The 23892-nt window shown below is 54.9% G+C and carries 21 protein-coding genes; 9 read left to right on the forward strand and 12 right to left on the reverse strand.

The annotated features are described in order from the left end of the window. Positions 1–76: 76 nt before the first annotated feature. The 8 genes from cysM to FKN99_RS02505 all read left to right on the forward strand — a co-directional run bounded on the left by cysM (position 77) and on the right by FKN99_RS02505 (position 10393). Positions 77–973, forward strand: a complete 897-nt coding sequence (cysM, locus tag FKN99_RS02470) for a cysteine synthase CysM (RefSeq protein ID WP_172116412.1) — start codon at positions 77–79, stop codon at positions 971–973. Further along, positions 974–2368, forward strand: a complete 1395-nt coding sequence (rlmD, locus tag FKN99_RS02475; RefSeq protein WP_172116413.1) for a 23S rRNA (uracil(1939)-C(5))-methyltransferase RlmD — start codon at positions 974–976, stop codon at positions 2366–2368. Between the two features lie 68 nt (positions 2369–2436). Continuing rightward, positions 2437–4698 (forward strand): GTP diphosphokinase, encoded by a 2262-nt coding sequence (gene relA, locus FKN99_RS02480; protein ID WP_172116414.1) that lies wholly within the window; start codon positions 2437–2439, stop codon positions 4696–4698. Positions 4699–4712: 14 nt separating this feature from the next. After that, positions 4713–5534: a nucleoside triphosphate pyrophosphohydrolase gene (gene mazG, locus FKN99_RS02485; protein ID WP_172116415.1), complete on the forward strand. Its 822-nt coding sequence runs from the start codon at positions 4713–4715 to the stop codon at positions 5532–5534. 51 nt (positions 5535–5585) lie between these two features. After that, positions 5586–8234, forward strand: coding sequence for a phosphoenolpyruvate carboxylase (gene ppc, locus FKN99_RS02490; protein WP_172116416.1), 2649 nt, complete (start codon positions 5586–5588; stop codon positions 8232–8234). Between the two features lie 74 nt (positions 8235–8308). Beyond that, positions 8309–8854 (forward strand): DUF924 family protein, encoded by a 546-nt coding sequence (locus tag FKN99_RS02495; protein WP_172116417.1) that lies wholly within the window; start codon positions 8309–8311, stop codon positions 8852–8854. A gap of 36 nt (positions 8855–8890) precedes the next feature. After that, entirely contained in the window at positions 8891–9916 is a 1026-nt protein-coding gene (rluF, locus tag FKN99_RS02500; RefSeq protein ID WP_172116418.1) for a 23S rRNA pseudouridine(2604) synthase RluF, read from the forward strand. A gap of 162 nt (positions 9917–10078) precedes the next feature. Beyond that, positions 10079–10393: a hypothetical protein gene (locus FKN99_RS02505; RefSeq protein WP_172116419.1), complete on the forward strand. Its 315-nt coding sequence runs from the start codon at positions 10079–10081 to the stop codon at positions 10391–10393. Between the two features lie 77 nt (positions 10394–10470). On the opposite strand, the gene FKN99_RS02510 is transcribed toward FKN99_RS02505, so the two are convergent. Genes FKN99_RS02510 through FKN99_RS02520 form a run of 3 tightly spaced genes read right to left on the reverse strand, consistent with a single transcriptional unit; the run spans position 10471 to position 12815 of the window. After that, entirely contained in the window at positions 10471–11130 is a 660-nt protein-coding gene (locus FKN99_RS02510; RefSeq protein ID WP_172116420.1) for an anthranilate synthase component II, read from the reverse strand. Then, positions 11127–12539 (reverse strand): anthranilate synthase component I family protein, encoded by a 1413-nt coding sequence (locus FKN99_RS02515; RefSeq protein ID WP_172116421.1) that lies wholly within the window; start codon positions 12537–12539, stop codon positions 11127–11129. Before FKN99_RS02515 ends, FKN99_RS02510 begins: the two co-directional genes overlap by 4 nt. 3 nt (positions 12540–12542) lie before the next feature. Beyond that, positions 12543–12815, reverse strand: coding sequence for a Trp family transcriptional regulator (locus tag FKN99_RS02520; RefSeq protein ID WP_172116422.1), 273 nt, complete (start codon positions 12813–12815; stop codon positions 12543–12545). Between FKN99_RS02520 and FKN99_RS02525 the strand changes: the two genes are divergently transcribed. Then, entirely contained in the window at positions 12814–13077 is a 264-nt protein-coding gene (locus FKN99_RS02525; RefSeq protein ID WP_253926943.1) for a hypothetical protein, read from the forward strand. The genes FKN99_RS02520 and FKN99_RS02525 overlap by 2 nt on opposite strands. A gap of 32 nt (positions 13078–13109) precedes the next feature. Here FKN99_RS02525 and FKN99_RS02530 read toward each other — a convergent pair whose 3' ends face one another. From FKN99_RS02530 to FKN99_RS02570, 9 genes are all read right to left on the reverse strand, one after another. Then, positions 13110–13682, reverse strand: coding sequence for a hypothetical protein (locus FKN99_RS02530; protein ID WP_172116423.1), 573 nt, complete (start codon positions 13680–13682; stop codon positions 13110–13112). Positions 13683–13857: 175 nt separating this feature from the next. Continuing rightward, positions 13858–14676, reverse strand: coding sequence for a class I SAM-dependent methyltransferase (locus FKN99_RS02535; RefSeq protein ID WP_172116758.1), 819 nt, complete (start codon positions 14674–14676; stop codon positions 13858–13860). A 2-nt stretch (positions 14677–14678) separates the two neighbouring features. Beyond that, positions 14679–16403 (reverse strand): AMP-binding protein, encoded by a 1725-nt coding sequence (locus FKN99_RS02540; RefSeq protein ID WP_172116424.1) that lies wholly within the window; start codon positions 16401–16403, stop codon positions 14679–14681. Between the two features lie 53 nt (positions 16404–16456). Beyond that, positions 16457–17380 (reverse strand): hydroxymethylglutaryl-CoA lyase, encoded by a 924-nt coding sequence (locus FKN99_RS02545; protein WP_172116425.1) that lies wholly within the window; start codon positions 17378–17380, stop codon positions 16457–16459. A gap of 11 nt (positions 17381–17391) precedes the next feature. Next, a complete protein-coding gene (locus tag FKN99_RS02550) occupies positions 17392–19467 on the reverse strand; it encodes an acetyl/propionyl/methylcrotonyl-CoA carboxylase subunit alpha (RefSeq protein WP_172116426.1) in 2076 nt (691 codons plus the stop codon). After that, the gene (locus FKN99_RS02555) at positions 19464–20288 is read right to left on the reverse strand and encodes an enoyl-CoA hydratase/isomerase family protein (RefSeq protein ID WP_172116427.1); all 825 of its coding nucleotides are present in this window, start codon (positions 20286–20288) and stop codon (positions 19464–19466) included. The genes FKN99_RS02550 and FKN99_RS02555 overlap by 4 nt, the downstream gene beginning before the upstream one ends. A 10-nt stretch (positions 20289–20298) precedes the next feature. Then, entirely contained in the window at positions 20299–21906 is a 1608-nt protein-coding gene (locus FKN99_RS02560; protein ID WP_172116428.1) for a carboxyl transferase domain-containing protein, read from the reverse strand. A gap of 9 nt (positions 21907–21915) precedes the next feature. After that, positions 21916–23085 (reverse strand): isovaleryl-CoA dehydrogenase, encoded by a 1170-nt coding sequence (locus FKN99_RS02565; protein WP_172116429.1) that lies wholly within the window; start codon positions 23083–23085, stop codon positions 21916–21918. An 85-nt stretch (positions 23086–23170) separates the two neighbouring features. Further along, positions 23171–23596 carry a MerR family transcriptional regulator gene (locus FKN99_RS02570; protein ID WP_172116430.1) on the reverse strand — a complete coding sequence of 142 codons (426 nt, stop codon included), beginning with the start codon at positions 23594–23596 and terminating at the stop codon, positions 23171–23173. Positions 23597–23892: the final 296 nt, after the last annotated feature.

Below are 23892 nucleotides of genomic sequence, written 5' to 3' on the forward strand. Positions count from 1 at the left end.
ATTCAATGTGGTTGCCTGTCCAGCGTACGACAGCACCGATATAATGCAGCATAACGGTAATGATAAGGAACGTGTGATGAATTATCCCATGCTAGAGGATGTGGTTGGCAACACTCCCTTGGTGCGTTTGAAGCGGATCACTGCTGGGCGCAACAATACGCTGTTGGCGAAGCTTGAAGGCAACAATCCCGCTGGTTCGGTAAAGGATCGTCCCGCGCTTTCGATGTTGAATGAAGCGGAAGCGCGTGGAGAAATAAAGCCAGGCGATACCCTGATCGAGGCAACCTCGGGAAATACCGGTATTGCGCTCGCCATGGCGGCGGCTATCAAAGGCTACACCATGGTCCTGGTGATGCCTGAAAATGCCTCCGAGGAGCGTAAGCAGGCCATGGTGGCTTACGGCGCCACGCTGATTTCTGCCAGTAAGGCCGGTGGTATGGAGGAGGCCCGGGATATTGCCGATGCCATGATTGAACGGGGCGAAGGCAAGCCGCTGAACCAGTTTTCCAATCCAGACAACCCCTTGGCGCACTACCGTACAACGGGGCCTGAAATATGGCAGCAAACCCAGGGGGAGGTTACCCATTTTGTAAGCTCCATGGGCACCACCGGCACTATCATGGGCGTATCTCGCTACCTTAAAGAGCAGAACGACGCTATTCAGATTGTCGGCTTGCAGCCCTCCGATGGCGCCAGCATTCCCGGTATTCGCCGTTGGCCGCAGGCGTACCTGCCCGAGATTTTTGAAGCTCCGCGAGTAGATATTACGCTGGATATTAGCCAGCAAGAGGCTGAAAGCAACATGCGCCGTTTGGCCCGTGAAGAGGGCATTCTAGCGGGTGTTTCATCGGGCGGCAGCCTGGCGGGTGCGTTGCGTATTGCGGAACAGGTCGAAAACGCGGTCATCGTGTTTGTTGTGTGTGATCGGGGGGATCGTTACCTCTCAATGGGCCTATTCGGCCCGGAGCTATAAATGGCCATGCTGGGTAAGCGGCGCCCATCGCGCGCTGCATCAGGCAAATCAGGGCTGGTACGCAAGCCCGCTGCTAAGTCAACAAGCGCTTCTGACACGAGTGATGCGCTGGTGGTTGAGCGATTGGCGCATGATGGCCGGGGAGTTGCGCATGACGCCACAGGTAAAACCGTGTTTATTGACCGGGCGCTTCCCGGCGAGCGTGTTGACGCTGCCGTGCATGTCAACCGCAAACGTTTTGATGAAGCGCATGTAAAAGCGCTACTGCACCGTTCGCAGCAGCGCGTTGAGCCCCCCTGCGTTTATTTTGGCCAGTGCGGTGGTTGCCAATTGCAACATATGGCGATTGAGGCACAGCGCACGCATAAACAAGACGTACTGTGCGAGCTGTTTGCTCGCCAGGGTATTGAGCTTGGCACTCCCCATCTGCTTCATGGCAGTACAGAGCACTATCGCCGCCGGGCGCGACTCGGCGTCAAAATAGATGGGCAGGGTAACGTGTTGCTGGGGTTTCGCGCAGCCCATAGTCATCGGTTAGTCGATATTCATCAGTGCCACGTATTGGTGGAGCCCTTGCAAGCGCTTTTGCCTCCCTTGAGGGCCTTGTTAGCAACGCTTGAGGCGCCGCGTCTGGTGGGCCACATCGAACTCTTGGCGACCGCGTCGGAATGCGTGCTGTTGGTTCGCCAGTTGAAAGCACATGCGCTGGATGCCGAGCGCTGGCAGGCGTTTGCCAGGCAGCAAGGGGTTGCGCTTGGCGCGTGGCTGGGTCGCGAGTCTGCCAGTCTACACTGGTACAGCGCTGAACCGGTGCTGGAAGAGACCCTGCAGATAGAAGGCCAACCACCGCTCACGCTCACCTTTGCTCCCGGTGATTTTTTACAGGTCAATGCTGACGTCAATCAACAAATGGTGGCGCACGTGGTGAAATGGCTGGCTCCTGCGCCTGGCCAGCATGTTATGGACCTGTTTGCCGGAATGGGCAACTTTAGCCTGCCCATCGCCTCGAGCGGTGCCAGGGTACATGCCGTTGAAGGCAGCGCTTCAATGGTGGCGCGCATCAGCAGCAATGCAGCGCGTAACCGGCTAGAGGTAAGTGCTCAACAGGCTGATTTAAGCGATAGCGCAGCGGTTGAAGCCTTGTTGAAAACTCAGCAGCACTTGGACGCACTGGTGCTGGACCCACCGCGTAACGGTGCAGAAACAGTGTGCAAGGCACTGGGCCGTTACCCCGTGCCCAGGCTTGCGTATGTGTCGTGTGACCCGGCAACGCTTGCTCGTGATGCGGCGCATCTGGTTCGTGCAGGCTATCGTATTAAGCAAGTAGCAGTGGCGGATATGTTCCTGCACACTGCACATATGGAATCGCTTATGCTTTTCGAGTACGAAGGCTAGTCCGCCTATCGCATCAAGCCACGGTATTCGCCGTCAAGATGAATACCCTGAAGGGATGAGTAAGAGTCATGGTGAAAGTGCGTGAAGACCAGCCGCTAATGGATAGCGGCAGGGTAGACATACAACAATGGTTAACGCGCCTGCAAGAAGATGTGCGTCTAAGTGATCCTGAGCGCCTTATTGAAGCCTGCGAACTGGCAGAGCAACTCGAACGTGAGGCGCCTCGTACTCATCGTGAATGGTTATCTCCTGGTTCAAGCTTTCGTATGGGGCTTGAAATGGCAGACATTTTGGCAGACCTAACGCTTGACCAGGCGACCCTGGAAGCGGCAGTGCTCTATCGCGCCGTGCGCGAAGGTCTGTTGAGTCTGGAGGCCGTCTCCAAGCGGTTTGGCAGTGAAGTTGCCAGGTTAATTGATGGCGTCCTGCAAATGGCCGCCATCAGCTATCCACTCGCGCCCAACCACGGTATGGCACAGCATAACCAGCAGGAAAACCTGCGTAAAATGCTGGTCAACATGGTGAGCGATGTTCGCGTTGCGCTTATTAAAATCGCCGAGCGCACCTGTGCGCTGCGTCAGGTCAAGGATGCTCCGCTTGAAAAATGTCTGCAGGTAGCCCGCGAAGTCGCCGACATTTATGCGCCCCTCGCGCATCGCTTAGGGGTGGGGCAAATCAAGTGGGAACTTGAAGACCTGTCGTTTCGCTATTTGCACGAAGATGAGTACAAGGCGATCGCCAAGCTGCTTGCTGAGAAGCGCTTGGATAGAGAGCACTATATCCGCGACGTGGTCGAAACGATTAAAACGTTGATGGAAGCCCAGCATATTACCCATCATGACGTGAGCGGCCGAGCCAAACATATTTACTCGATCTGGCGTAAAATGAAGCGCAAAGGGATCAATTTTTCTGACGTACACGACGTTCGTGCGGTGCGTATTTTGGTGCCAGAGGTCACCGACTGTTACACCGTATTAGGAATTGTGCATTCGCGCTGGCACCATGTTCCAGACGAATTTGACGACTATATCGCCAACCCTAAAAAGAACGGCTATCAATCGCTTCATACCGCAGTGGTCGGGCCTGAGAATAAAGTCCTCGAAATTCAAATCCGCACGTTCGCCATGCATGACGACGCAGAACTCGGGGTATGTGCCCACTGGCGTTATAAAGGGCACGATACCAACGCGAAAAGCCGTAGCTACGAAGAAAAAATTGCCTGGCTGCGTCAAGTGCTTGAGTGGCAGGACGAAGTGGGTGATTTTGGTGATCTGCGCGAAGGGCTTTCAAGTGACGTGGCCCCCGACCGCAACTATGTCTTTACGCCTGACGGTCATGTGATCGACTTGCCGCGTATTGCCACCCCGATTGATTTTGCGTATCGGGTTCATACCGAAATTGGCCACCGCTGCCGGGGCGCCAAAATTAACGGGCGCATTGTTCCGCTGACCTATGAGCTTAAAACGGGCCAGCAGGTGGAAATTCTTACCGCCACCAAAGCCGGGCCAAGCCGCGACTGGCTCAATCCTAATCTTGGCTATGTGCGCACGTCACGAGCGCGCGCCAAAATTCAGGCATGGTTTAAGCATCAGGCCAGAGGCCAAAACCTGGAAGAGGGCCGGGTACTTTTTGAGCGAGAAATGCGCCGTCTTGATGTCGACCAGTTGGATCTCCCCAAATTGGCCGACGCGGTTAATTATCAAAACGCTGATGATATGTATGCCGCTATCGGGGCAGGCGACCTGCGTATTGGGCAGGTACTACACCAGGCCCAGCAGTTATTTGGCGAGACTGACGATCAGGAACAGCTGGAACGTTTACTTGCCAAACCGCGCAAACAGCCGAGCAAGCCCTCTAAAAGTGACATTACCGTGCTTGGCGTGGGCAATCTTAAAACCAGCATGGCTAACTGCTGCCGCCCCGTTCCGGGTGAGCCGATTGTGGGGTTTATCACCCAAGGGCGAGGGGTTACCGTACACCGTCAGGACTGCAACAATATCCTCCAACTGCGTATGGAAGAGCCCCAACGTATCATCGAAGTAGAGTGGGGCGAGCGCGCCCATACGCGTTATCCGGTCACTATCGAAATCCAGGCCTGGGACCGCTCGGGCCTACTGCGCGATGTGACGGGCCTTCTAGGCAATGAGAAAGTCAATGTGCTGGCGGTGAATACGCTAACGGATACCAACGAAGGCATCGCTCGCCTGAGGATTACGTTAGAAGTGGATGGACTTGAATCTTTGGGGCGGCTCTTCTCACGTATTCAGCAACTGCCCAATGTGACCGAAGTGCGCCGCCTGCGAAACGCAGACCCTGAAAAAGGTGCCTAATATGGAGCGGCTTGATGCGCTATGATCTGGATGACCTGCTGACATTAATGCAGGTACTGCGCGACCCCGAGCAAGGGTGCCCGTGGGATATTAAGCAAGGCTGGGACAGTATCGTTCCCCATACGCTGGAAGAAGCCTACGAGGTTGCCGATGCCATTGAGCGGCGCGCCTTTGATGAGCTGCCGGGGGAGCTTGGCGATTTACTCTTTCAAGTCATCTATTACGCTCAGTTTGGTGCAGAAGAGCAGCGCTTTGATTTTCACGATATCGTACATACGTTGACGGCTAAAATGCTGCGCAGGCACCCGCATGTGTTTCCGGAGGGTACGCTTGGCTCGCGTAGGCCGCCAGGTGTTAGCGCTGAAGCGCTACAGACCCAACAGATTAATCAGCGCTGGGAGTCACTTAAGGCGGAAGAGCGCGCCCAACGTGTCATTGAGGCGCCTTCGGTACTTGATGACGTGCCTTGTACGTTGCCCGCGTTAAGCCGTGCGAACAAGCTTTCAAAGCGCGCGGCCCGGGCAGGTTTTGATTGGCCCGATACGCAGGGCGTTCTGGATAAAATCCGTGAAGAGCTGGATGAGGTAGAAGAAGCACTGGCGACAGGGGATACACGCCATGCTCAGGAAGAAGTAGGTGATTTATTGTTTGCGGTAACCAATTTAGCCCGTAGCCTGGGTGCTGATCCTGAACAGTGCTTGCGTGGCACCAATCGTAAATTTGAACGCCGTTTTCGCTATGTTGAGCATGCCTTAAACGCGGCCCATCGACCGATAACGGAAGCCTCGCTGGACGAGATGGAAGCTCACTGGCAGGCGGCTAAACATCAAGAATAAAGCATAAATTGATCATTAATAATGACGCGACCCCGCTAGGAGGCCTTGCCAATGAGTCACGACCTGCACGAATCGCTGCGCGATAACGTACGCATTTTAGGAGATAGCCTGGGACGCACCATAGCGGACGACCTGGGACAGGCATTTGTAGATAAAATTGAGACGATCCGAGCGCATGCCAAGCAAGGTCGTCAAGGTGACTCACTCCAGCAGCGCGCACTTATTGAGTATTTACGCCAGTTACCTGAGCGTGACCTGCTACCTGTTACGCGTGCTTTTAACCAGTTCTTGAATCTTGCCAATATTGCCGAGCAGCACTATCGCGCACGTTTTCGCCGTGTAGAAGACTACAAACCCGGCACCCAGCCGACCCTCAACGGACTGCTTGAGCGGGCCCAACTGGCGGGTAATTCACCGCGTAAGCTGGTCGAAACACTCGCCAATATGCGGGTGGAGCTGGTGCTTACTGCCCATCCGACAGAAGTTATTCGCCGTACGCTAATCCAAAAATACGACGCAATTGATGAGTGCCTAACCGCCATCGAAGGTTCTGGAGACTATCCAGAGCGTGGTAAGCGCGCGCACGGGCGGTTAGAAGAATTGATTAGCCAGGCATGGCATACCGATGAAATTCGCCATGAGCGGCCAACCCCGGTTGATGAAGCCAAATGGGGGTTTGCGGTTATCGAGAACTCGCTATGGCAAGCCGTGCCTGACTTCCATCGTGATCTGGATAATTTACTGCTGGATACTGCCGGTGAGCGCCTTCCGCTGGATGCCGCACCCATTCGCTATGCTTCATGGATGGGAGGCGACCGGGACGGCAACCCTAATGTTACTTCACGGATCACCCGGGAAGTGCTTCTTCTGGGGCGCTGGATGGCCGCAGACCTTTACCTGCGCGACCTGGAACAGCTTAAAACCGAGCTTTCCATGTGGAAAGCCAATAGCGCACTTAAAGCAGAAGTGGGAGATGTCGCCGAGCCGTATCGCGAACTGCTTAAACGCCTTTTAGCCAAGGTGGAAGCAACCCGGGACTGGGCCAAGGCGAAGCTGGATGGCCGCAATTACGACGGCGGGCCGATTATTGAAACCCGCGACCAACTTTATGCGCCGCTGCTGGCCTGCTACCGCTCTTTATGCGATGTGGGTTTGGACACCATTGCCAATGGTGCCTTGCTCGATACGCTGCGCCGTGTCGCCGTGTTTGGAGTCACGCTGACCAAGCTGGATTTACGTCAAGAAGCCAGCCGCCACGCCCAAGTGATCGAAGAACTCACCAGCACATTAGGCCTGGGACACTACCAGGAGTGGAACGAAGCTCAGCGCCAGGCATTCCTACTGGAAGAGCTGGCGTCTAGCCGACCCCTGATCCCACGCCGTTGGGAGTGTTCTGCCGAGTGTCGTGAAGTGCTGGATACCTTTAAGGTCATCGCCCAGGAGCATTCAGAGGCACTGGGTACCTACATTATTTCCATGGCGGGCGAACCGTCAGATGTGTTGACCGTTGCGCTGTTAATGAAAGAGGTGGGTGGCCAAGTCACGCTGCCCATTGCACCCCTGTTTGAAACCCTCAACGACCTGGATCACGCGGGTGCGGTTATCGAACAGCTCCTGTCGCTGCCTGGTTACCGAGCACTGATTAATGACCGTCAGGAAATCATGATCGGCTACTCCGACTCTGCCAAGGATGCCGGGCAACTGGCGGCGGCCTGGGCGCAGTATCGGGCTCAGGAAGCGCTGGTGAATGTGTGTGAAAAGCACGGTGTTGACCTGACCCTGTTCCACGGCCGCGGCGGCACCGTCGGCCGTGGGGGCGGCCCCGCTCACGCAGCGATCTTGTCGCAGCCGCCGGGCTCGGTAAACGGCAGTTTGCGGGTGACCGAGCAGGGGGAAATGATTCGCTTCAAGTTTGGCCAGCCGGATATCGCGCTGCGGTCAATGGAAATTTACGCTTGCGCGGTGCTTGAAGCCACCTTGCTACCGCCACCGGCGCCTGACCCCCGCTGGCGCGAAGAGATGGATAAGCTCGCCCACATTGCGCACGTCGGTTACGTGGGCGTGGTGCGCGAGGACCCTGACTTTGTGCCTTACTTCCGTGCGGTAACGCCAGAAGGGGCACTCGGTAGGTTGCCGCTGGGGTCACGCCCCACCAAGCGGCGCCAGGACGGTGGCGTTGAAACGCTGCGTGCGATTCCGTGGATTTTCGCCTGGACCCAAATTCGCCTAATGCTGCCCGCATGGCTAGGCAGCGGTGAAGCGTTCCTGCAGCGCCTGGAAGAGCCCGGCGGACGCGAGCTGCTCCAGGACATGCGCGATCAATGGCCATTTTTTGGCACTTATCTGGATATGTTGGAAATGTTACTGGCCAAAGCTGATGTGGCCATTGCGGCTTACTATGAGCACCGGCTAGTGGATGAGCCATCCTTAAAAGCCCTGGGCAAAAAGCTTCGCGAGCGTTTTGAGCGGTTGGAAAACGTGGTGCTGGAAATACTCGAGCAGGATGAGTTGCTTGAGAAGACGCCACTGATCCGCCAGGCCATTGATGTGCGTAACCCCTACATTGACCCGCTGCACGGGTTGCAGGCTGAGCTTTTACAGCGTAACCGCGACGCCGATGGTGCAATCAGCGGCGACCTTTCCCGGGCGTTAATGGTGACCATGGCAGGTATCTCGGCGGGGCTGCGCAATACGGGTTAATTAGCGGCAACATTAGAAATGCGTATACCGCCAGTACGGCTGGCGGCATTTATGTATGTTCTCAGGAGGCGGCAATGAATTTGGATGCTCAAGCGGTGTTGCAGTTCTGGTTTAATGAACTAACCCCGGCGCAGTGGTTTAAGAAAGACGCCGAGATGGACGCCGTTATCATGGCGCGTTTTGGAGAGCTGCACGGCCATGTTGCCCAGTGCGAATGTTATACATGGCGGGATACACCGCAGGGGCGCCTGGCCGAAATTATTGTGCTTGATCAGTTTTCGCGCAATATGTACCGCGATAATGCCCGCGCGTTTGCGTTTGATGCGCTCGCGCTTGCTCTCGCCCAGGAAGCCGTGGCAGCAGGTGCCGACATGGCGTTAACGCCTGAAGAGCGCAGCTTTTTATATATGCCCTATATGCATAGTGAATCGAAAACGATTCATGCCCAGGCAATGGTGCTGTTCGACCAGTCTGGGCTTGAAAACAATCTTGATTTTGAAGTTCGTCATAAGGCGATTATTGACCGCTTTGGTCGTTACCCTCATCGCAATATGCTATTGGGGAGAGCGTCCAGCGATGAAGAAATCGCCTTTCTAGAACAGCCTGGCTCCTCTTTCTAGCGGCGCTTTTATCCACTTTTAGCCTTACGGCGTGTTATGTCATTACGAAAATCGACTCGAATCAATAAATATATTAGTGAAAGCGGCCTTTGCTCGCGCCGTGAGGCAGACCGCTATGTAGAGCAGGGCAATGTCTGGATCAACGGCCGTCGTGCGACAACCGGTGACCAGGTAATGGCTGGTGACCGTGTAAAGGTGAACGGTCAGGAAATTGAGCCCCAGGAGGAAGAGGACTTTATTCTGATTGCGCTCAATAAGCCTGTCGGTATTGTGAGCACGACTGAATCGAGTGAAAAAGACAATATTGTTGAGTTTGTAAAGCATGGAGCACGTATTTTCCCCATTGGTCGGCTGGATAAAGACTCCCAAGGGCTGATCTTTTTAACCAATAATGGGGATCTGGTTAATAAAATTCTCCGTGCCAACAACAATCACGAAAAAGAGTACCAGGTAACGGTTAATAAGCCGATTACGGAGGAATTTGTTGAGGGGATGCAAAAGGGGGTGCCGATTCTTGGCCAGGTCACCAAGAAGTGCCAAGTGAAGAAAGTGTCCACTTTTGTGTTCACTGTCACGCTAGTGCAGGGGTTAAATCGCCAGATACGCCGGATGTGCGAATACTTCGGTTATGACGTTACCCAATTAATACGCACGCGGATCATGAATGTGTCTTTGAAGGGGTTGGCACTGGGTGACTGGCGTGATTTAACACCCAAAGAGGTGGAGACCATCGTTGCCCTGACGGAGAGCGCTGACGGTAGTGCAGCGCCGGCTAAGCCGAAAGGCAAGCCTCGGGCACCTACTGGGCAACGTCCACGTAAGGGAAAACCGGGAGCGGGGGCAAAATCCGCTAGTGCTGGCAAAGCGGCGGGCAGTAAAACGCGCTCAAACACCAAGGGCAAGCCCGGTACTTCCAAAGCGCACCCTAACGCAAAAACCGCAGCAGGGGGCAAACCTGCAGCCCAAGGCAAGCGTAGTAGTAAGTCTTTTGGTAAAGGGCAGCCCGGGGCAGGTAAACCTGCCGCGCGAGGAAAGGCGCCGCGTCCCAAAACGAAACGCTAGGCTTTTTAAGCGCTTGCATGGATTAGCCAGGAAACATTCAAAATAAGTGAAGGAGACTTGGGAATCAAAAAATTGCGATAAGGTAAAGTTGCTGAAAATACCTTGTCCCTTCGTGAAAGTGCCAACTAAGGTATTGATACTTGGATATCATTGGAGGACCTTATGATGGCAGAGCATAATCTTCAAGATGCCACCGTTTATACCCAGGACGGTAGTGCGCTAGGCACGGTTTCAGATGACAGTGCTGAAACAAAAGTTGAGATACTCAAGGCAGGGGGAAGCCGTATCTGGGTCGAACGGCATGACCTGAAAGAGTGTGATGGTCAGTGGACACTGGCTGAAAACTACACGGTTTACTCGGCTGATAACGTCAATGGCGACTGGACGGAAGGAGGGGTGGACGACACGGTTGATGACACCTTTCCAGCCAGTGATCCGCCCTCATTTACATTAGGCGATGAAGGTAAGGGGCGTTAAACCTCTCGCCAACATTAAAAAGCGGGAGACGTCATTAAACGGCCTCCCGCTTTTTTTGTGGCGTGTTTTAAGATGAATTATGCCAGCAAGAAGTTGGCAATCAGTTCTTTACCCCCTTCGGTGGCAAAGGATTCGGGGTGAAACTGAATGCCGTGGATCGGATAGTCGCGGTGCTTGACGCCCATCAGCTCGAACTCCCCAGTGGCTTCCCAGTGCTCTCGCTGTTCAAAGTGGATCGCCTCCAGACTACCCACCGCAGCGGTCACTTCCAGGCACTCGGGTAACGAGCCTGCATCAGCAATTAGCGAGTGGTAGCGCATCACCTCAAGCTGGTCCGGCACGCCTTTAAATACCGACTGCTGGGTATGCGTAACGGGGCTGATCTTGCCGTGCATGGGAAGCGGTGCTTTCACCACTTGGCCGCCAAACACATGAACAATTCCCTGCATCCCGAGGCAGACACCTAACAGCGGAGTGGTCTTCCCCAGCTCTTTGATGACCTCTGCGCAGACGCCGAAGTAGCGTGGGTCGTCTGGCGAGCCAGGCCCCGGCGAAATAATAATACGGTCCGGCGCCATCGCCACAATATCGGTAAATTGAATCTGGTCGTTGCGCTTTACCACAATCTCAAAATCATTGACCGCGCCACGGTTTTTTTCTGTGGTGAGAATCTCGCCAATAAATTGGTACAGGTTGTAGGTGAACGAATCGTAGTTATCGATGATTAACACTTTCATGCCAGGCTCTCCGAATCCATAAAGGGGGCTAAGGCTTTACGCGTGCCGGCAAATTTACGGCGTATTTCTTCATACTCATCGGCGGCGTTACTATCAAACACGTTGCCACCACAGGTCTGCACATAGGCCCGCTCGCCGTTGACAAACACGGTGCGAATCGGGATCGCAAAAGTGCAGTCACCGTTAAACGAAAACTGGCCAACCGCGCCGCCGTAAGGGCCTCGGCCATCGTTTTCCAGGTCATCGATAATTTTCATGGCTTCAATTTTGGGCGCACCGGTAAGCGTGCCCGCAGGGAAGTTGCTGGCCAAGGCGCTAAACATGTCTTCGCCCTCGGCAATAATGCCGACGATTTCGCTGGAAATATGCTGAACATGGCTAAAGCGCTTAATGTCCATCAGGCTGCGCACTTTTACGGTGCCAAACTGGGCAACCCGGCCAATATCATTGCGATGTAGATCAACGATCATATTGTGCTCGGCAATCTCTTTAGGATCGTTAAGCAGGGTACGGGCCAGCTGAGTATCTTCCTGGGGCGTTTGGCCTCGGGTGGTGGTGCCTGCCAGCGGGAAAGTTTCCATTTCACCCTGGCGCAAGCGGAAGAGAAGCTCGGGACTTGCACCGACCAGCTTCTGATCACCAAACTTCATGTAGTACATCTGAGGAGAAGGGTTAATCGTGCGCAGCTGGTCGTACAGAGCGACCGTATCGCCCTCGATACGAAAGCGCTTTTTAAACCCGACTTCACACTGGAACACCTTGCCGTCGATAATATCCTGCTTGACCTTGGCGACCGCTGCGGCGTGTTCTGCTTGGCTCATGGTGTCGCCAAGCGCGGTAATTTTCAGGTCGTCGCTCTCGATATCCTCAGCGTCGATAAGCGTTTGCAGGAAATCAGAGCGGCTATGGTCGTAATAGAAGTAGGTTACCTCGCCGGTCATCTTATCGAGGATAAGCCCATCTTTATAAAGCCCAAAGCGAAACGTATCGAAGTCATCATTGGCTTTTAAAGAAAGCGTAGGCTCAAAGTACTGCATCGCATCGTAGCCTAAATAGCCGCTTAGCCCACCGGCATATTTTCGCGAAATAATATTTTGCGGGATCAGGCTGCGCAGTAATTCATAAGGATTATCGCTTGGGTAGTGCTCGGCCTTGCCTGCACGATCCTCGATGGTCAGCGTTTGGCCATTCGCGTAAATGGTATATTCAGGATCAAATCCAATGATTGAATGACGGGCGATGTGGCTGTCTTCACCCAGCGATTCAAGCATGTAACAGGTATCGAACTGCTTCTCTATTTTTTTGAATAGGCCAAAAAAGTCACAGTCTGCGGCAAGCGTGACGTAGTGGGGCTTACGCGACAGAGTAAACGGACGCGGGCCAGCATCTGATTGAGCGTGGATAGTCATGATTCAGCGATCCAGTAATGAGTGAGAAGTGCCTAGCGCGCGCGAGCCGCGAGAAACCGTCGCAATGCCGACTCCCAGCAATTCAGCAATTTTGCGGTGTGGTACGCCATCACGCAGTAAATTAAAAATCTGCAGGCGTTTGCTGATTTCCTGGTACTCTGCAGGCGTCAGAAGGCTTTCAAGTGCTTCATTCATGGCCTCAGAGCTATGAATGGCCACAAGGAAATTAATCAATTCAGTTTGGTAAACATCATCGGTAGAACTGGATATAGACATGCGCGCACCAATGGTTGAATGCCGTACTAGCGTACTAGTACAATATATTGGTTGGCGAAGAAGTCAAGTTGAAGAAGCCCATGAAGACGAACTGTTTGAGGCTTGGAAAGAGATCGAAGGCGGCATCAGCTTTAGCCCGCGTTATGGTGAGCTATTTATGAAACTGGAGGAGTCACTTAATAGCGCGATGCAGCAGGACTGGCAAGAACCCAAACGTGAGGATGTGCCGATTTGGACAGCACCTGTAGAAGACCAGCGGTAGGTTAATAACGCAAACGTACTGAGAGGTAACGACTAAAACGGCAAATGCAGCGAGGCGCTGAGTTGATTGAGATGGCTTAGCGTCGGCGCATCTACGCGCTCATATTCCAAGCGCGTGACCATCTGGTTAAGCGTCATGGTGGCGCCAAAGCCTTGAAGCCAGGCGGTGCCGCCTTCGTCTGCACCCTGAAGCTCATGGGTGTCGCCGCGCCACTCGGTCAGGCCAGATTTAGCGTACATGCTAAAAGCGCCCATACGTACGCCCGCTACAATGGCACCGCCTAAACTAAGCGTATCCATAATCATTGGTGACATGCTGGAGGCAATCGGAACTTCTTCGCTTTCGCGGTAGGCGATTTCAGCGCCAAGGTCCAATTGAGGGAGTTGCCAAGGGCTAAAACCAGCGGTTACTCGAAAGCCTGATGTGTAGGTGTCCAGGCTGCTTAAGTCGCTGCCTTCCAGCACCACACCATTGTCCAGTTGCAGGAGTTCACTGTTGGGTGAGGCATACGCGATCACCGGCAACGTGTCATTGGCGGCAGCGGTGAGTAAAGGTAGGGTTGAACCAACAACGCTGTACAGGAGTACCCCAGCCAAGCGTTTCATTGATGTTCCTCATCCTTGGTCTTGATTGTTATCTTGGGGTTTGTACGAAAAGACGCTGAGCGAAGGCCAGACAAGGCAAAAATCAGCGAAAAAACGGAGTTTACATGAGTAAATGAGTATTTTGAGCTGATTTTTAACGCCGTATGGTCGAGCGCAAGCAGTTTTCGTACAAAGCCTAACCAGCATAGCAAGAGGCTTTAACTTCTACCAAATTAATTGCGCGGTTTTGGAGGTTAAACACCAGATTTTTGCCCATTTCCATAAAGCGCTCACCAAAGACCCATTGGGGGGACAAGACAGATGCCTGGGTCGTTTGCTCCTTTATTCTCTGGCGTTCACGCCACTCAAGCGCTCTATCACTCCAGTCAACGTTATGCTCGACAATAAAACCACAGCAGCTTAATTGCTCAATGAGCGTTTCATGGCTAAGCAGACAGGAGTGAACGGGCGTTGCCGCCCAGGGAACAGGGTAGCGCAAGGCTTCTGCATTTTGGCCGCTAACGACTTCGTGCATTACCAACTGCCCACCGGGGCGCAGTACGCGGTAGCTCTCGGTAAGTGCCTCGTTAACGTTGGGCATGTTCAACAGGCTGTGCTGAAACACAAGCGCATCAAAGCTGTTATCGGCAAAGGGAAGGGCGCAAGCATCACCGGTTACCCAATTTAGCGAGGCGCTCTGAGAAGATGCCAGTGTGCTAAGCGTTTTATTAAGTGCGTTAAAGCGGTGGGTGATGTCCAGGCCGGTCATTTGAAAACCTAACGCCGAACCTTGGCGCATTAATCCTCCCAGCCCCGCGCCAATATCCAATACCCGTAGATGAAGGGCTGGGTCCAGCAGGGCGAGCAGCCGGGCGGAGGCCGTTACGCCGCCTATATGAAGTTGGTCCAGCGGTGCTAACTGATGCAGAGTAGGCCCCGCAGGGTAATAGCGTTGAATCTGCGCTAGCACCTCGGCATCGCGTAACCCTTGCTGATAATGCGCCGCTAAAGACATTGTCACAATGATGACTCGTCGCCCAACCCCAATTCCTGAATCGAGATTTCGCGCATTTTGAATTTCTGGATTTTGCCCGTCACGGTCATGGGAAATTCATCGACGAATTTAAAGTAGCGGGGGATCTTGAAGTGGGTGATCTTGCCTTTACAGAACTCACGCAGATCTTCACCGCTAATCTCTCCCGCCGTGGTGTTGAGTTTTACCCAGGCAACCAGCTCCTCACCATACTTTTTGTCGGGCACGCCGGTGACCTGCACATCGGAAATCGCTGGGTGGGTATACAGAAACTCTTCGATTTCTTTGGGGTAGACGTTCTCGCCCCCGCGAATCACCATGTCTTTAATGCGCCCTACGATCTGGATATAACCCTCTTCATCCATGGTGGCCAGGTCGCCGGTATGCATCCAACCGGATTCGTCGATGGCCTCACGCGTAGCTTGCTCGTTGTTCCAGTATTTAAGCATGACGCTATAGCCCCGGGTACACAGCTCGCCGATTTCACCGCGAGGTAAGATGGCACCATTGCCGGGATCAACGATTTTGCTTTCCAGGTGTGGCTGGGTACGGCCCACGGTGGAAACCCGCTTTTCAATAGTGTCATTCGCACCCGTTTGGGTAGAGACCGGGCTGGTTTCCGTCATTCCGTAGGCGATCTGTACGCCCTTCATGTTCATCTTGTTGATGACTTGTTTCATGATTTCGGCCGGGCAAATCGAGCCTGCCATGATGCCGGTACGCAGTGAAGAGAGGTTGGTGTTGGCAAACTCGGGGTGGTCCAGCTCGGCGATAAACATGGTGGGCACGCCATAAAGCGCAGTGGCTTTTTGCTCGTGTACGGCTTTGAGTACTTTACCGGGGTCAAAGCCTTCATCGGGATAAATCATCGCCGCGCCATGGGTCATACAGCCCAGATTGCCCATGACCATGCCAAAGCAGTGATAAAGCGGCACCGGGATGACCAGACGATCTTCGCTGGTAAAGCCCATGCTTTCAGCCACAAAAAAGCCGTTATTAAGAATATTGTGGTGAGAAAGCGTGGCGCCTTTAGGAAAGCCGGTGGTGCCCGAGGTGTATTGAATATTAATCGGGTCATCAAACTGAAGCGTGCTTTGCAGGTCGTTGACGTCGGTTTGGCTAACCTTGGCCGACTCTAGCATCAAATCTGACCAGCGCCACATGCCGGGATGCTTGTCGACGCTTAAGTTAATCACGCACTCAAGCTGGGGCAGCTTTAGCGATTTAAGCGCGCCTTCCGTACTGGTTTTAAGCTCCGGCGCCAGTTCATAGAGCATGTCGCGATAGTTAGAGTTTTTAAAGCTATCCGCGCTGACCAAAAAGCGCGCGCCGGATTGGTTAAGTGCATACTCAAGCTCATGAGTGCGGTAGGCCGGGTTGATGTTGACTAAAATAGCGCCGATTTTGGCTGTGGCGAACTGGGTTAATGTCCACTCGCTGCAGTTAGGCGCCCACATACCGACCCGATCACCACACTTCACGCCAATGGCAAGCAACGCGCGGGCGCAGCGGTTCACCTCTTCATGAAGCTCGCGATATCGCCAATGAATGTTCTGGTGCAGCACAATCAGAGCGTCATTTTCGGGATACTGCGCGGCGATTTGGTCAAATTTATCACCGATAGTCATGCCAATCAGCGGTTTGTCAGCGGTACTGCTGGCATAGCTGGGCAGGGCTTGGGTAGATAGGCTGGGGTCATGTAGCGCCATAATGTCTCTCCGTATTTTTTATTGTCTGATCGAACAGGCCGCGTTGATTGGCGTTAGGTTGAGTGTCCGCCTCTGGCCAGGGCAACGTTTGAGGTCGGCTTGCGGCCCAGGGCCTGGGTAATCCAGTTGCCGGTATCCAGCACGGCTTGCAAATCAATCCCCGTTTCAATACCTAAACCTTCCAGCAGGTAGAGCACGTCTTCAGTGGCGACGTTGCCGGAGGCACCTTTGGCATAAGGGCATCCGCCCAAACCGCCGGTCGCGGCATCAATCACGCTAATGCCTTCTTCCATGACCGCGTAAAGGTTGGCTATAGCCATACCGTAGGTATCGTGAAAATGCGCTGCCAGCCGATCAATCGGCACCTGCACGGATACGGCTTCAATCATTCGTTTGGCCGCCAGCGGCGTACCCACCCCGATGGTGTCGCCGAGGGAAATTTCATAGCAGCCCATGTCATAAAGGGCCTTGGCTACCTGAGCGACTTTCTCAGCAGGAATATCGCCTTCATAAGGGCAGCCCAGCACACAGGACACGTAGCCACGCACGCGCACATTGGCTTCCTGGGCACGCTTGAGCACAGGCTCGAATCGCTCAAGGGATTCAGCAATCGAGCAGTTGATGTTCTTCTGCGAAAACGCCTCCGAAGCCGCGCCAAATACCGCGACTTCATCGGCGCCTGCAGCCAGCGCATTTTCAAGCCCCTTGAGATTAGGGGTAAGGGCCGAGTACACCACGCCGGGAGTGCGGGTAATGCCGTGCATGACCTCGGCCGCATCGCCCATTTGCGGCACCCATTTGGGCGATACAAAGCTTGCCGCTTCAATATGGCGGATACCGGCATTGGCAAGCCGATGAATCAGCTCGATTTTAGTTGCGGTAGGCACCATGGCCCCCGGCTCGTTTTGCAGACCGTCTCTGGGGGCCATTTCGAACAGGCGTACGCGCTGGGGTAGGCTGGATGGGCGCAGTGCCATGGTAAAGCTCCTTATTCGCCAAGGGCGAAGTCGAGTAATACATCGCCCTGGCTAACGGTATCGCCTGCCTGAAAGCGGAAACCTTCCACGCGGCCGGTAGTCGGCGCGGTTATGGTGTGTTCCATCTTCATGGCTTCCATGACCATCAAGGGAATGCCTTTTTCAACGCTCGTACCGGCTTCAACCAATAGCGCTACCACCGTGCCATGCATGGGGGCGGTAAAGCTCGCCTGCACTTCATGCTGGCCGTGATCAATCGCATCGATGCGCTGCCAGTAAAGGCGGGTCTCGCCCTGCGGGTCGACCATGATTAACACATTGCCATCGCGCTGGGCCTGCAGGCGGCGGCGGTGTCCGTTAAGAGTAATCGCCACGGCATTGCCGGTAAGCGGTTGAAGGCTGGCGCTAAAGGTTTGCCCATTAATGGTTAGGTGCCACTCTGAGTCGCCCGGGTGTCGCTTGCCTTCTACTACCACCAGAGGGCTTGCGTCCTCCGATGCCTGAGAATGCTTGGGATCATGCAAGGCAATACGCACCGTGCGCGGCGCGTTAAGCCGAAACCCATCGTGGCGATCCCAGGGCGAGTTGCTTTCGCACTCCTGGGCCAGCTGATGTAACGCCAGTAACGCGGCGCTGGCATACTCTTCAGACTGATAGTGGTGCGCGGCAAACAGGGTGGCCTCGTGGCGCTCGATAAACCGCGTATCCAGCTCTACGTTCTTAAACGCGGGGTGAGTCGCCAGGCGCTGCAAAAAAGCCCGGTTGGTGACCACGCCCTGTATGTCGAGGGCCGCTAGCGCACGGTTAAGCGTAGCCAGGGCGGCATCCCGGTCACTGCCATGCACAATCAGCTTGGCAAGCATGGGGTCGTAGTGCATGGAAACCGTATCACCGCTTTCCACACCGCTATCCAGACGCACCTGCTCGGCTTTCAGGTCGGTACCCGCTAAATCGAGCGCAAAGCGAGTAAGCGTGCCCGTGGCGGGTAAAAAGTCCTGATCAGGGTCTTCGGCATAAAGCCGTGCTTCAAAGCTATGCCCGGTGATCGTTAAATCTTCCTGTGTGTTAGGCAGCGATTCACCCATTGCCACCCGCAGCTGCCACTCGACCAGATCCTGGCCGGTGATCATTTCGGTCACCGGGTGCTCGACCTGCAGGCGGGTGTTCATCTCCATAAAGTAGAACGCCTCGCCTTGGCCTGGCGAAGCATCCAATAGAAACTCAACCGTGCCCGCGCCCACGTAGCCAATTTCCTGAGCGGCACGTACGGCTGCATTACCCATCGCCGCACGTAGTTCCGGCGTCATGCCCGGGGCGGGGGCTTCTTCGAGGACTTTTTGGTGGCGGCGCTGAACACTGCAGTCGCGCTCGAACAGGTACACGCCGTGGCCTTGGTGATCACAAAACACCTGTACTTCCACGTGACGTGGCTGGACCAGGTATTTTTCAATCAGCATACGATCATCGCCGAAGGCGGCTTTAGACTCGCGGCGACAGCCTTCCAACGCCGCCTGAAAGGCCTCGCTATTTTCGACCACGCGCATGCCTTTGCCGCCACCACCGGCGCTGGCTTTGAGCATGACTGGGTAACCGATGTTATCGGCCTCGGCCCGGAGCAGGTCATCATCCTGGTTATCGCCGTGGTAGCCTGGCACCAGCGGCACATCGGCATTAGCCATGCGCGCTTTGGCGGCCGATTTATCCCCCATGGCAGCAATGGCTGACGCGGGCGGTCCGATAAAGGTAATGCCCGCTTCTTCGAGCGCTTTTACAAACGCACCGTTTTCCGAAAGAAAGCCGTAGCCAGGGTGGATGGCGCCACTTCCGGTGCTCTTGGCGGCGTCAATCACCGCCTCGATATTCAAATAGCTTTCCCGCGCAGCGGCGGGGCCAATACGAATGGCTTCATCGGCTTCGCGCACGTGGCGGGCGTTGGCGTCGGCATCGGAATACACGGCAACGGTTTTAAGCCCCATACGGCGTGCGGTGCGCATTACCCGACAGGCAATTTCACCGCGGTTGGCGATCAGCAGCGTGTCAAAATGCGTGGTACGCAGGTTAGATTCAGACGACGTTAGATGGCTCATGAGCGGCGCTCCTTGGCATTGCCGGATAGAGGCGTTTCAGCCCAGGCGGGGCGACGCTTTTCAAAAAATCCAGCCAGACCTTCCTGGCCTTCCTCACTAACCCGCAGTTTGGCGATTACCTGGCAGGTTTGTTCGCGCGTGGCGTCAGAATCAGGCGACTGGCTGACCGTTTGGAGCAGCGCTTTGGTAGCCTGCTGTGCCTGCGGTGAACCAGCGAGCAACGTTTCCAGCATGGCATCTACCGCGCTATCCAGTGCGCTGTGTTCAACGACCTGATGGGCCAGGCCCAGGCTGAGCGCCGTAGACGCATCGATGACTTCAGCGCTCAACGCGTAGCGGCGCATCTGGCGCGCGCCGAGTGCACGCTGCACATAGGGGCTGATGACTGCAGGCGAGAGGCCAATTTTGACTTCTGAAAGGCAGAACCGGGCTTTATCGGAAGCAATAACGATATCGCAGCAGGCGGCCAAACCTACGGCGCCGCCAAAGGCTGCACCTTGAACCCGGCACAGCGTGGGGCAGGGCAGCGTATCCAGGCTGTGCATTAGGGCGGCGAGTTTGCGCGAATCGGCCAGATTGTCGTCAACGTCGTAGTCGACCATGCGCTTCATCCAGTTCAAATCCGCGCCCGCTGAGAAGCTGTTGCCTTCAGAGCCCAGCACCACCACGCGTACCTCACCGCTTTTAATCAGCGGCTGAAGCTTGTCGAGGTGTGCGTTCAGCTCGGCAATTAGCTGGTCATCAAAGGCGTTGTGAACGTCCGGGCGATTAAGGGTTAAGCGGGCAACACCTGCATCTATGGTTAACGTTGAATTCGTCATGATAGGCCCCTTACATCCGGAACACGCCGAAGCGTGTCTCTTCAATCTCAGCATTCATGGCCGCGGCCAGCGCTAAACCCAGCACATCACGGGTTTGTAGCGGGTCGATCACGCCGTCATCCCAGAGCCGGGCACTGGCGTAGTAAGGGTGGCCCTGGTGCTCATACTGTTCGCGGGTTGGCTGCTTGAACGCCTCTTCGGCCTCTTTAGTCCATTCGCTGCCTTCGCGCTCATACTGCTCGCGCTTAACCTGGGCCAGTACGCCGGCGGCCTGCTCGCCACCCATCACGGAAATACGCGCGTTGGGCCACATGAATAGCAGGTTAGGGTCATAAGCGCGGCCGCACATACCGTAGTTGCCCGCCCCGAAGCTTCCGCCAATCAGCACGGTGAACTTGGGCACCTTGGCACACGCCACGGCGGTGACCAGCTTGGCGCCATGCTTGGCGATGCCTTCGTGCTCGTACCTGGAGCCCACCATAAAGCCGGTGATGTTCTGCAGGAAAACCAACGGAATCTTGCGCTGGGCGCACAGCTCAATAAAGTGGGCGCCTTTGACGGCGCTCTCTGAAAACAGCACGCCGTTATTGGCCACAATACCTACTGGGTGGCCATGGATATGCGCAAATCCGGTGACTAAGGTGTCGCCGTAGTAGCGTTTGAATTCATCAAAATCAGAGCCGTCGACGATGCGCCCGATAACTTCGCGAACATCAAAGGGCTTTTTAAGGTCGGTGCCCACAATGCCGTAAAGCTCCAACGGGTCGAGCTTGGGCGGCTCGGGCGCCTGCATGGCAAGCTTGCCGCGCTTTTGCCAGTTCAGGCGCGAGACACAGGCGCGGGCAAGCTGCAGGGCATGCATATCGTTTTCGGCATAATGGTCGGCCACGCCGCTGACTTTGGCATGCACATCAGCGCCGCCCAACGCCTCGGCACTGATGCTTTCACCGGTGGCCGCTTTGACCAGCGGCGGGCCACCCAGAAAGATAGTGCCTTGCTCTTTAACGATGATCGATTCATCGGCCATGGCGGGCACATACGCGCCGCCTGCCGTACAAGAGCCCATCACCACGGCAATTTGCGGGATGCCTTCGGCCGACAGGGTGGCCTGGTTATAGAAAATGCGCCCGAAGTGGTCGCGGTCAGGGAAGACTTCATCCTGACGGGGTAGAAAGGCACCGCCGGAGTCGACCAGATAAAGGCACGGCAGGCGATGCTTGCGGGCGATTTCCTGGGCGCGAATATGTTTTTTGACCGTCAGCGGAAAGTAGGTGCCGCCTTTCACAGTGGCATCGTTGGCCACAATGACGCATTCAACGCCCGAAACGCGCCCAATGCCGGTTACCACACCGGCGGCCGGTACGTCGCTTTCATAGACCTTGTGGGCGGCAAGCGCTGAAAATTCTAAAAAGGGTGAGCCTTCGTCAATCAGGTGATCGATGCGGTCACGCACAAACAGCTTGCCACGGCGCTCATGACGCTCACGAGATTTGGTGCCGCCGCCCTGGGCAACGGCGGCGGTGAGTTCATGTAGCTGGGTAACCACGCCACGCATCGACTGCTCATTGGTCTGGAAGAGCTCGCTACGCGGATTAATCTGAGTGCTGAGAATGCTCATGGCGCGCCTCTACTGGCTTTCGGTGAAGAGTTCGCGGCCAATCAACATCCGCCGAATTTCACTGGTGCCCGCGCCGATTTCATACAGCTTCGCATCGCGCAGCAGGCGCCCGGTGGGGTATTCGTTGATATAACCGTTACCGCCCAACAACTGAATGGAATCGAGCGCTACCTGGGTGGCTTTCTCGGCACAGTAGAGAATGACGCCAGCGGCATCCTTGCGCGAGGTCTGGTCGCGATCACACGCGGCCGCGACGGCATACAGGTAGGCGCGGCAGGCGTTCAGCGTGGTGTACATATCCGCGACTTTGCCCTGCACCAGCTGGAACTCGCCAATCGACTGATTAAACTGTTTGCGCTCATGGATATACGGCATTACGACATCCATAGCGGCCTGCATAATGCCGACCGGCCCGGCAGCCAGCACGGTGCGTTCGTAGTCCAGCCCGCTCATCAATACGCGCACACCTTTGCCTTCTTCGCCCAGCACGTTTTCAGCGGGGACCTCGCAATCCTGAAACACCAGCTCGCAGGTGTTGGAGCCGCGCATGCCCAGCTTGTCGAGCTTCTGCGCCGTGGAAAACCCCGGCATGCCTTTTTCGATCAAGAAAGTGGTAATACCTTTGGAGCCAGCATCTGGATCCGTCTTGGCGTAGACCACCAGCACATCGGCATCGGGGCCGTTGGTGATCCACATTTTGTTGCCGTTTAAAATGTAGTTATCGCCGACTTTTTTAGCCCGCAGCTGCATGGAGACTACATCGGAGCCAGCGCCGGGTTCGGACATGGCTAGCGCGCCGACGTGCTCGCCACTGATCAGTTTGGGCAGATACTTGGCCTTCTGTTCGGCGGAGGCGTTGCGCTTGATCTGGTTCACACACAAGTTGGAGTGCGCGCCGTAAGACAGCGCGACAGAGGCGCTCGCCCGGGAGATTTCTTCCATGGCGATACAGTGGGCAAGGTAGCCCATGCCGCTGCCGCCATCCTCTTCAGACACCGTGATGCCTAAAAGGCCCATGTCGCCAAATTTCTTCCATAAGTCGTTGGGGAATTCATTATTGCGGTCGATTTCCGCGGCGCGCGGGGCAATTTCGTTGGCGGCGAAGGCATTGACCTGCTCGCGCAGCATGTTCATTTCGTCATCAAGACCGAAATTCAGTTCTGAGTAGAGAGAATGCATGGTCAATCACCTGTTTATTAGAAATTGTTGGTTAGAAACGTTTATTGAAAAGATTGTTGGGCAGGTAATGAGGCGCCACTAAATCTTAAGTAGACGATGAAGCCTGATTGCGTTCTTCATCGGCTTGTTTTTCGTGTAACTCCTCAAGCGCCTGGCGGCAGCGAATCTCGGCACTTTCAAGCTCCAGCTGTACCATGGTGATATCTTTCATCTGCTGTTCAAGCGCTGCCCGGCGCTCGCCGATCTTGTTCAACATAAGCTGCAGCTGTTTTTCACTACCGCTGCGGGTCTCATCCCAAAGCTCAAATAATTCTCGGATCTCTGCTAGTGAAAGCCCCAGCCGTTTGCCCCGTAGGGTCAATTTAAGCCGTACTCGATCCTTACTGCTGTAAATGCGTGTTTGGCCCCGTCGTGCCGGGTGAAGCAGTTCCTGATCTTCGTAAAACCGAATGCTACGGGTGGTGACGTCAAACTCGCTGGCCAGTTCACTGATCGAGTAGGTTTTGCTCATGGGTTTAATTCTCTTCAAAAGGGGCTGTTCCTATGGAACACTGCTGATGAGGCTAAAACAAGTTTACGTTAACGTAAAGAAGTCATTGCCTAGGTCAATAGTCTAATAACATGTTATAACTCTATGTAAAATAATCATTTATTGTTTTATTGGCATTTGACGTTATTTTTTGTAGACCAAAGTTGCAATTGTAATTGCCTGCTAGAGGTTGCTAGTTTGCACTTAAACCTTACGTATAGGTAAAGATGCATTACCAGCTAACAATAATAACGAACCTACCTCATTAAAGCGGTAAG

Source organism: Halomonas hibernica, assembly GCF_013183775.1.
In the GTDB taxonomy this organism is placed as follows: domain Bacteria; phylum Pseudomonadota; class Gammaproteobacteria; order Pseudomonadales; family Halomonadaceae; genus Vreelandella; species Vreelandella citrativorans.

Bases quoted from the DNA above. Each gene is read 5' to 3' on its own strand.
- FKN99_RS02495 (WP_172116417.1), top strand. From the start codon at position 8,309: ATGAATTTGGATGCTCAAGCGGTGTTGCAGTTCTGGTTTAATGAACTA.
- FKN99_RS02505 (WP_172116419.1), top strand. From the start codon at position 10,079: ATGATGGCAGAGCATAATCTTCAAGATGCCACCGTTTATACCCAGGAC.
- FKN99_RS02545 (WP_172116425.1), bottom strand. From the start codon at position 17,380: ATGGCACTGCGCCCATCCAGCCTACCCCAGCGCGTACGCCTGTTCGAA.
- FKN99_RS02520 (WP_172116422.1), bottom strand. From the start codon at position 12,815: ATGTCTATATCCAGTTCTACCGATGATGTTTACCAAACTGAATTGATT.
- mazG (WP_172116415.1), top strand. From the start codon at position 4,713: ATGCGCTATGATCTGGATGACCTGCTGACATTAATGCAGGTACTGCGC.
- FKN99_RS02535 (WP_172116758.1), bottom strand. From the start codon at position 14,676: ATGTCTTTAGCGGCGCATTATCAGCAAGGGTTACGCGATGCCGAGGTG.
- cysM (WP_172116412.1), top strand. From the start codon at position 77: ATGAATTATCCCATGCTAGAGGATGTGGTTGGCAACACTCCCTTGGTG.
- FKN99_RS02510 (WP_172116420.1), bottom strand. From the start codon at position 11,130: ATGAAAGTGTTAATCATCGATAACTACGATTCGTTCACCTACAACCTG.
- rluF (WP_172116418.1), top strand. From the start codon at position 8,891: ATGTCATTACGAAAATCGACTCGAATCAATAAATATATTAGTGAAAGC.
- FKN99_RS02540 (WP_172116424.1), bottom strand. From the start codon at position 16,403: ATGGCGCTACATGACCCCAGCCTATCTACCCAAGCCCTGCCCAGCTAT.
- FKN99_RS02570 (WP_172116430.1), bottom strand. From the start codon at position 23,596: ATGAGCAAAACCTACTCGATCAGTGAACTGGCCAGCGAGTTTGACGTC.
- relA (WP_172116414.1), top strand. From the start codon at position 2,437: ATGGTGAAAGTGCGTGAAGACCAGCCGCTAATGGATAGCGGCAGGGTA.
- FKN99_RS02530 (WP_172116423.1), bottom strand. From the start codon at position 13,682: ATGAAACGCTTGGCTGGGGTACTCCTGTACAGCGTTGTTGGTTCAACC.
- rlmD (WP_172116413.1), top strand. From the start codon at position 974: ATGGCCATGCTGGGTAAGCGGCGCCCATCGCGCGCTGCATCAGGCAAA.
- ppc (WP_172116416.1), top strand. From the start codon at position 5,586: ATGAGTCACGACCTGCACGAATCGCTGCGCGATAACGTACGCATTTTA.
- FKN99_RS02565 (WP_172116429.1), bottom strand. From the start codon at position 23,085: ATGCATTCTCTCTACTCAGAACTGAATTTCGGTCTTGATGACGAAATG.
- FKN99_RS02515 (WP_172116421.1), bottom strand. From the start codon at position 12,539: ATGACTATCCACGCTCAATCAGATGCTGGCCCGCGTCCGTTTACTCTG.
- FKN99_RS02560 (WP_172116428.1), bottom strand. From the start codon at position 21,906: ATGAGCATTCTCAGCACTCAGATTAATCCGCGTAGCGAGCTCTTCCAG.
- FKN99_RS02525 (WP_253926943.1), top strand. From the start codon at position 12,814: ATGCGCGCACCAATGGTTGAATGCCGTACTAGCGTACTAGTACAATAT.
- FKN99_RS02550 (WP_172116426.1), bottom strand. From the start codon at position 19,467: ATGAGCCATCTAACGTCGTCTGAATCTAACCTGCGTACCACGCATTTT.
- FKN99_RS02555 (WP_172116427.1), bottom strand. From the start codon at position 20,288: ATGACGAATTCAACGTTAACCATAGATGCAGGTGTTGCCCGCTTAACC.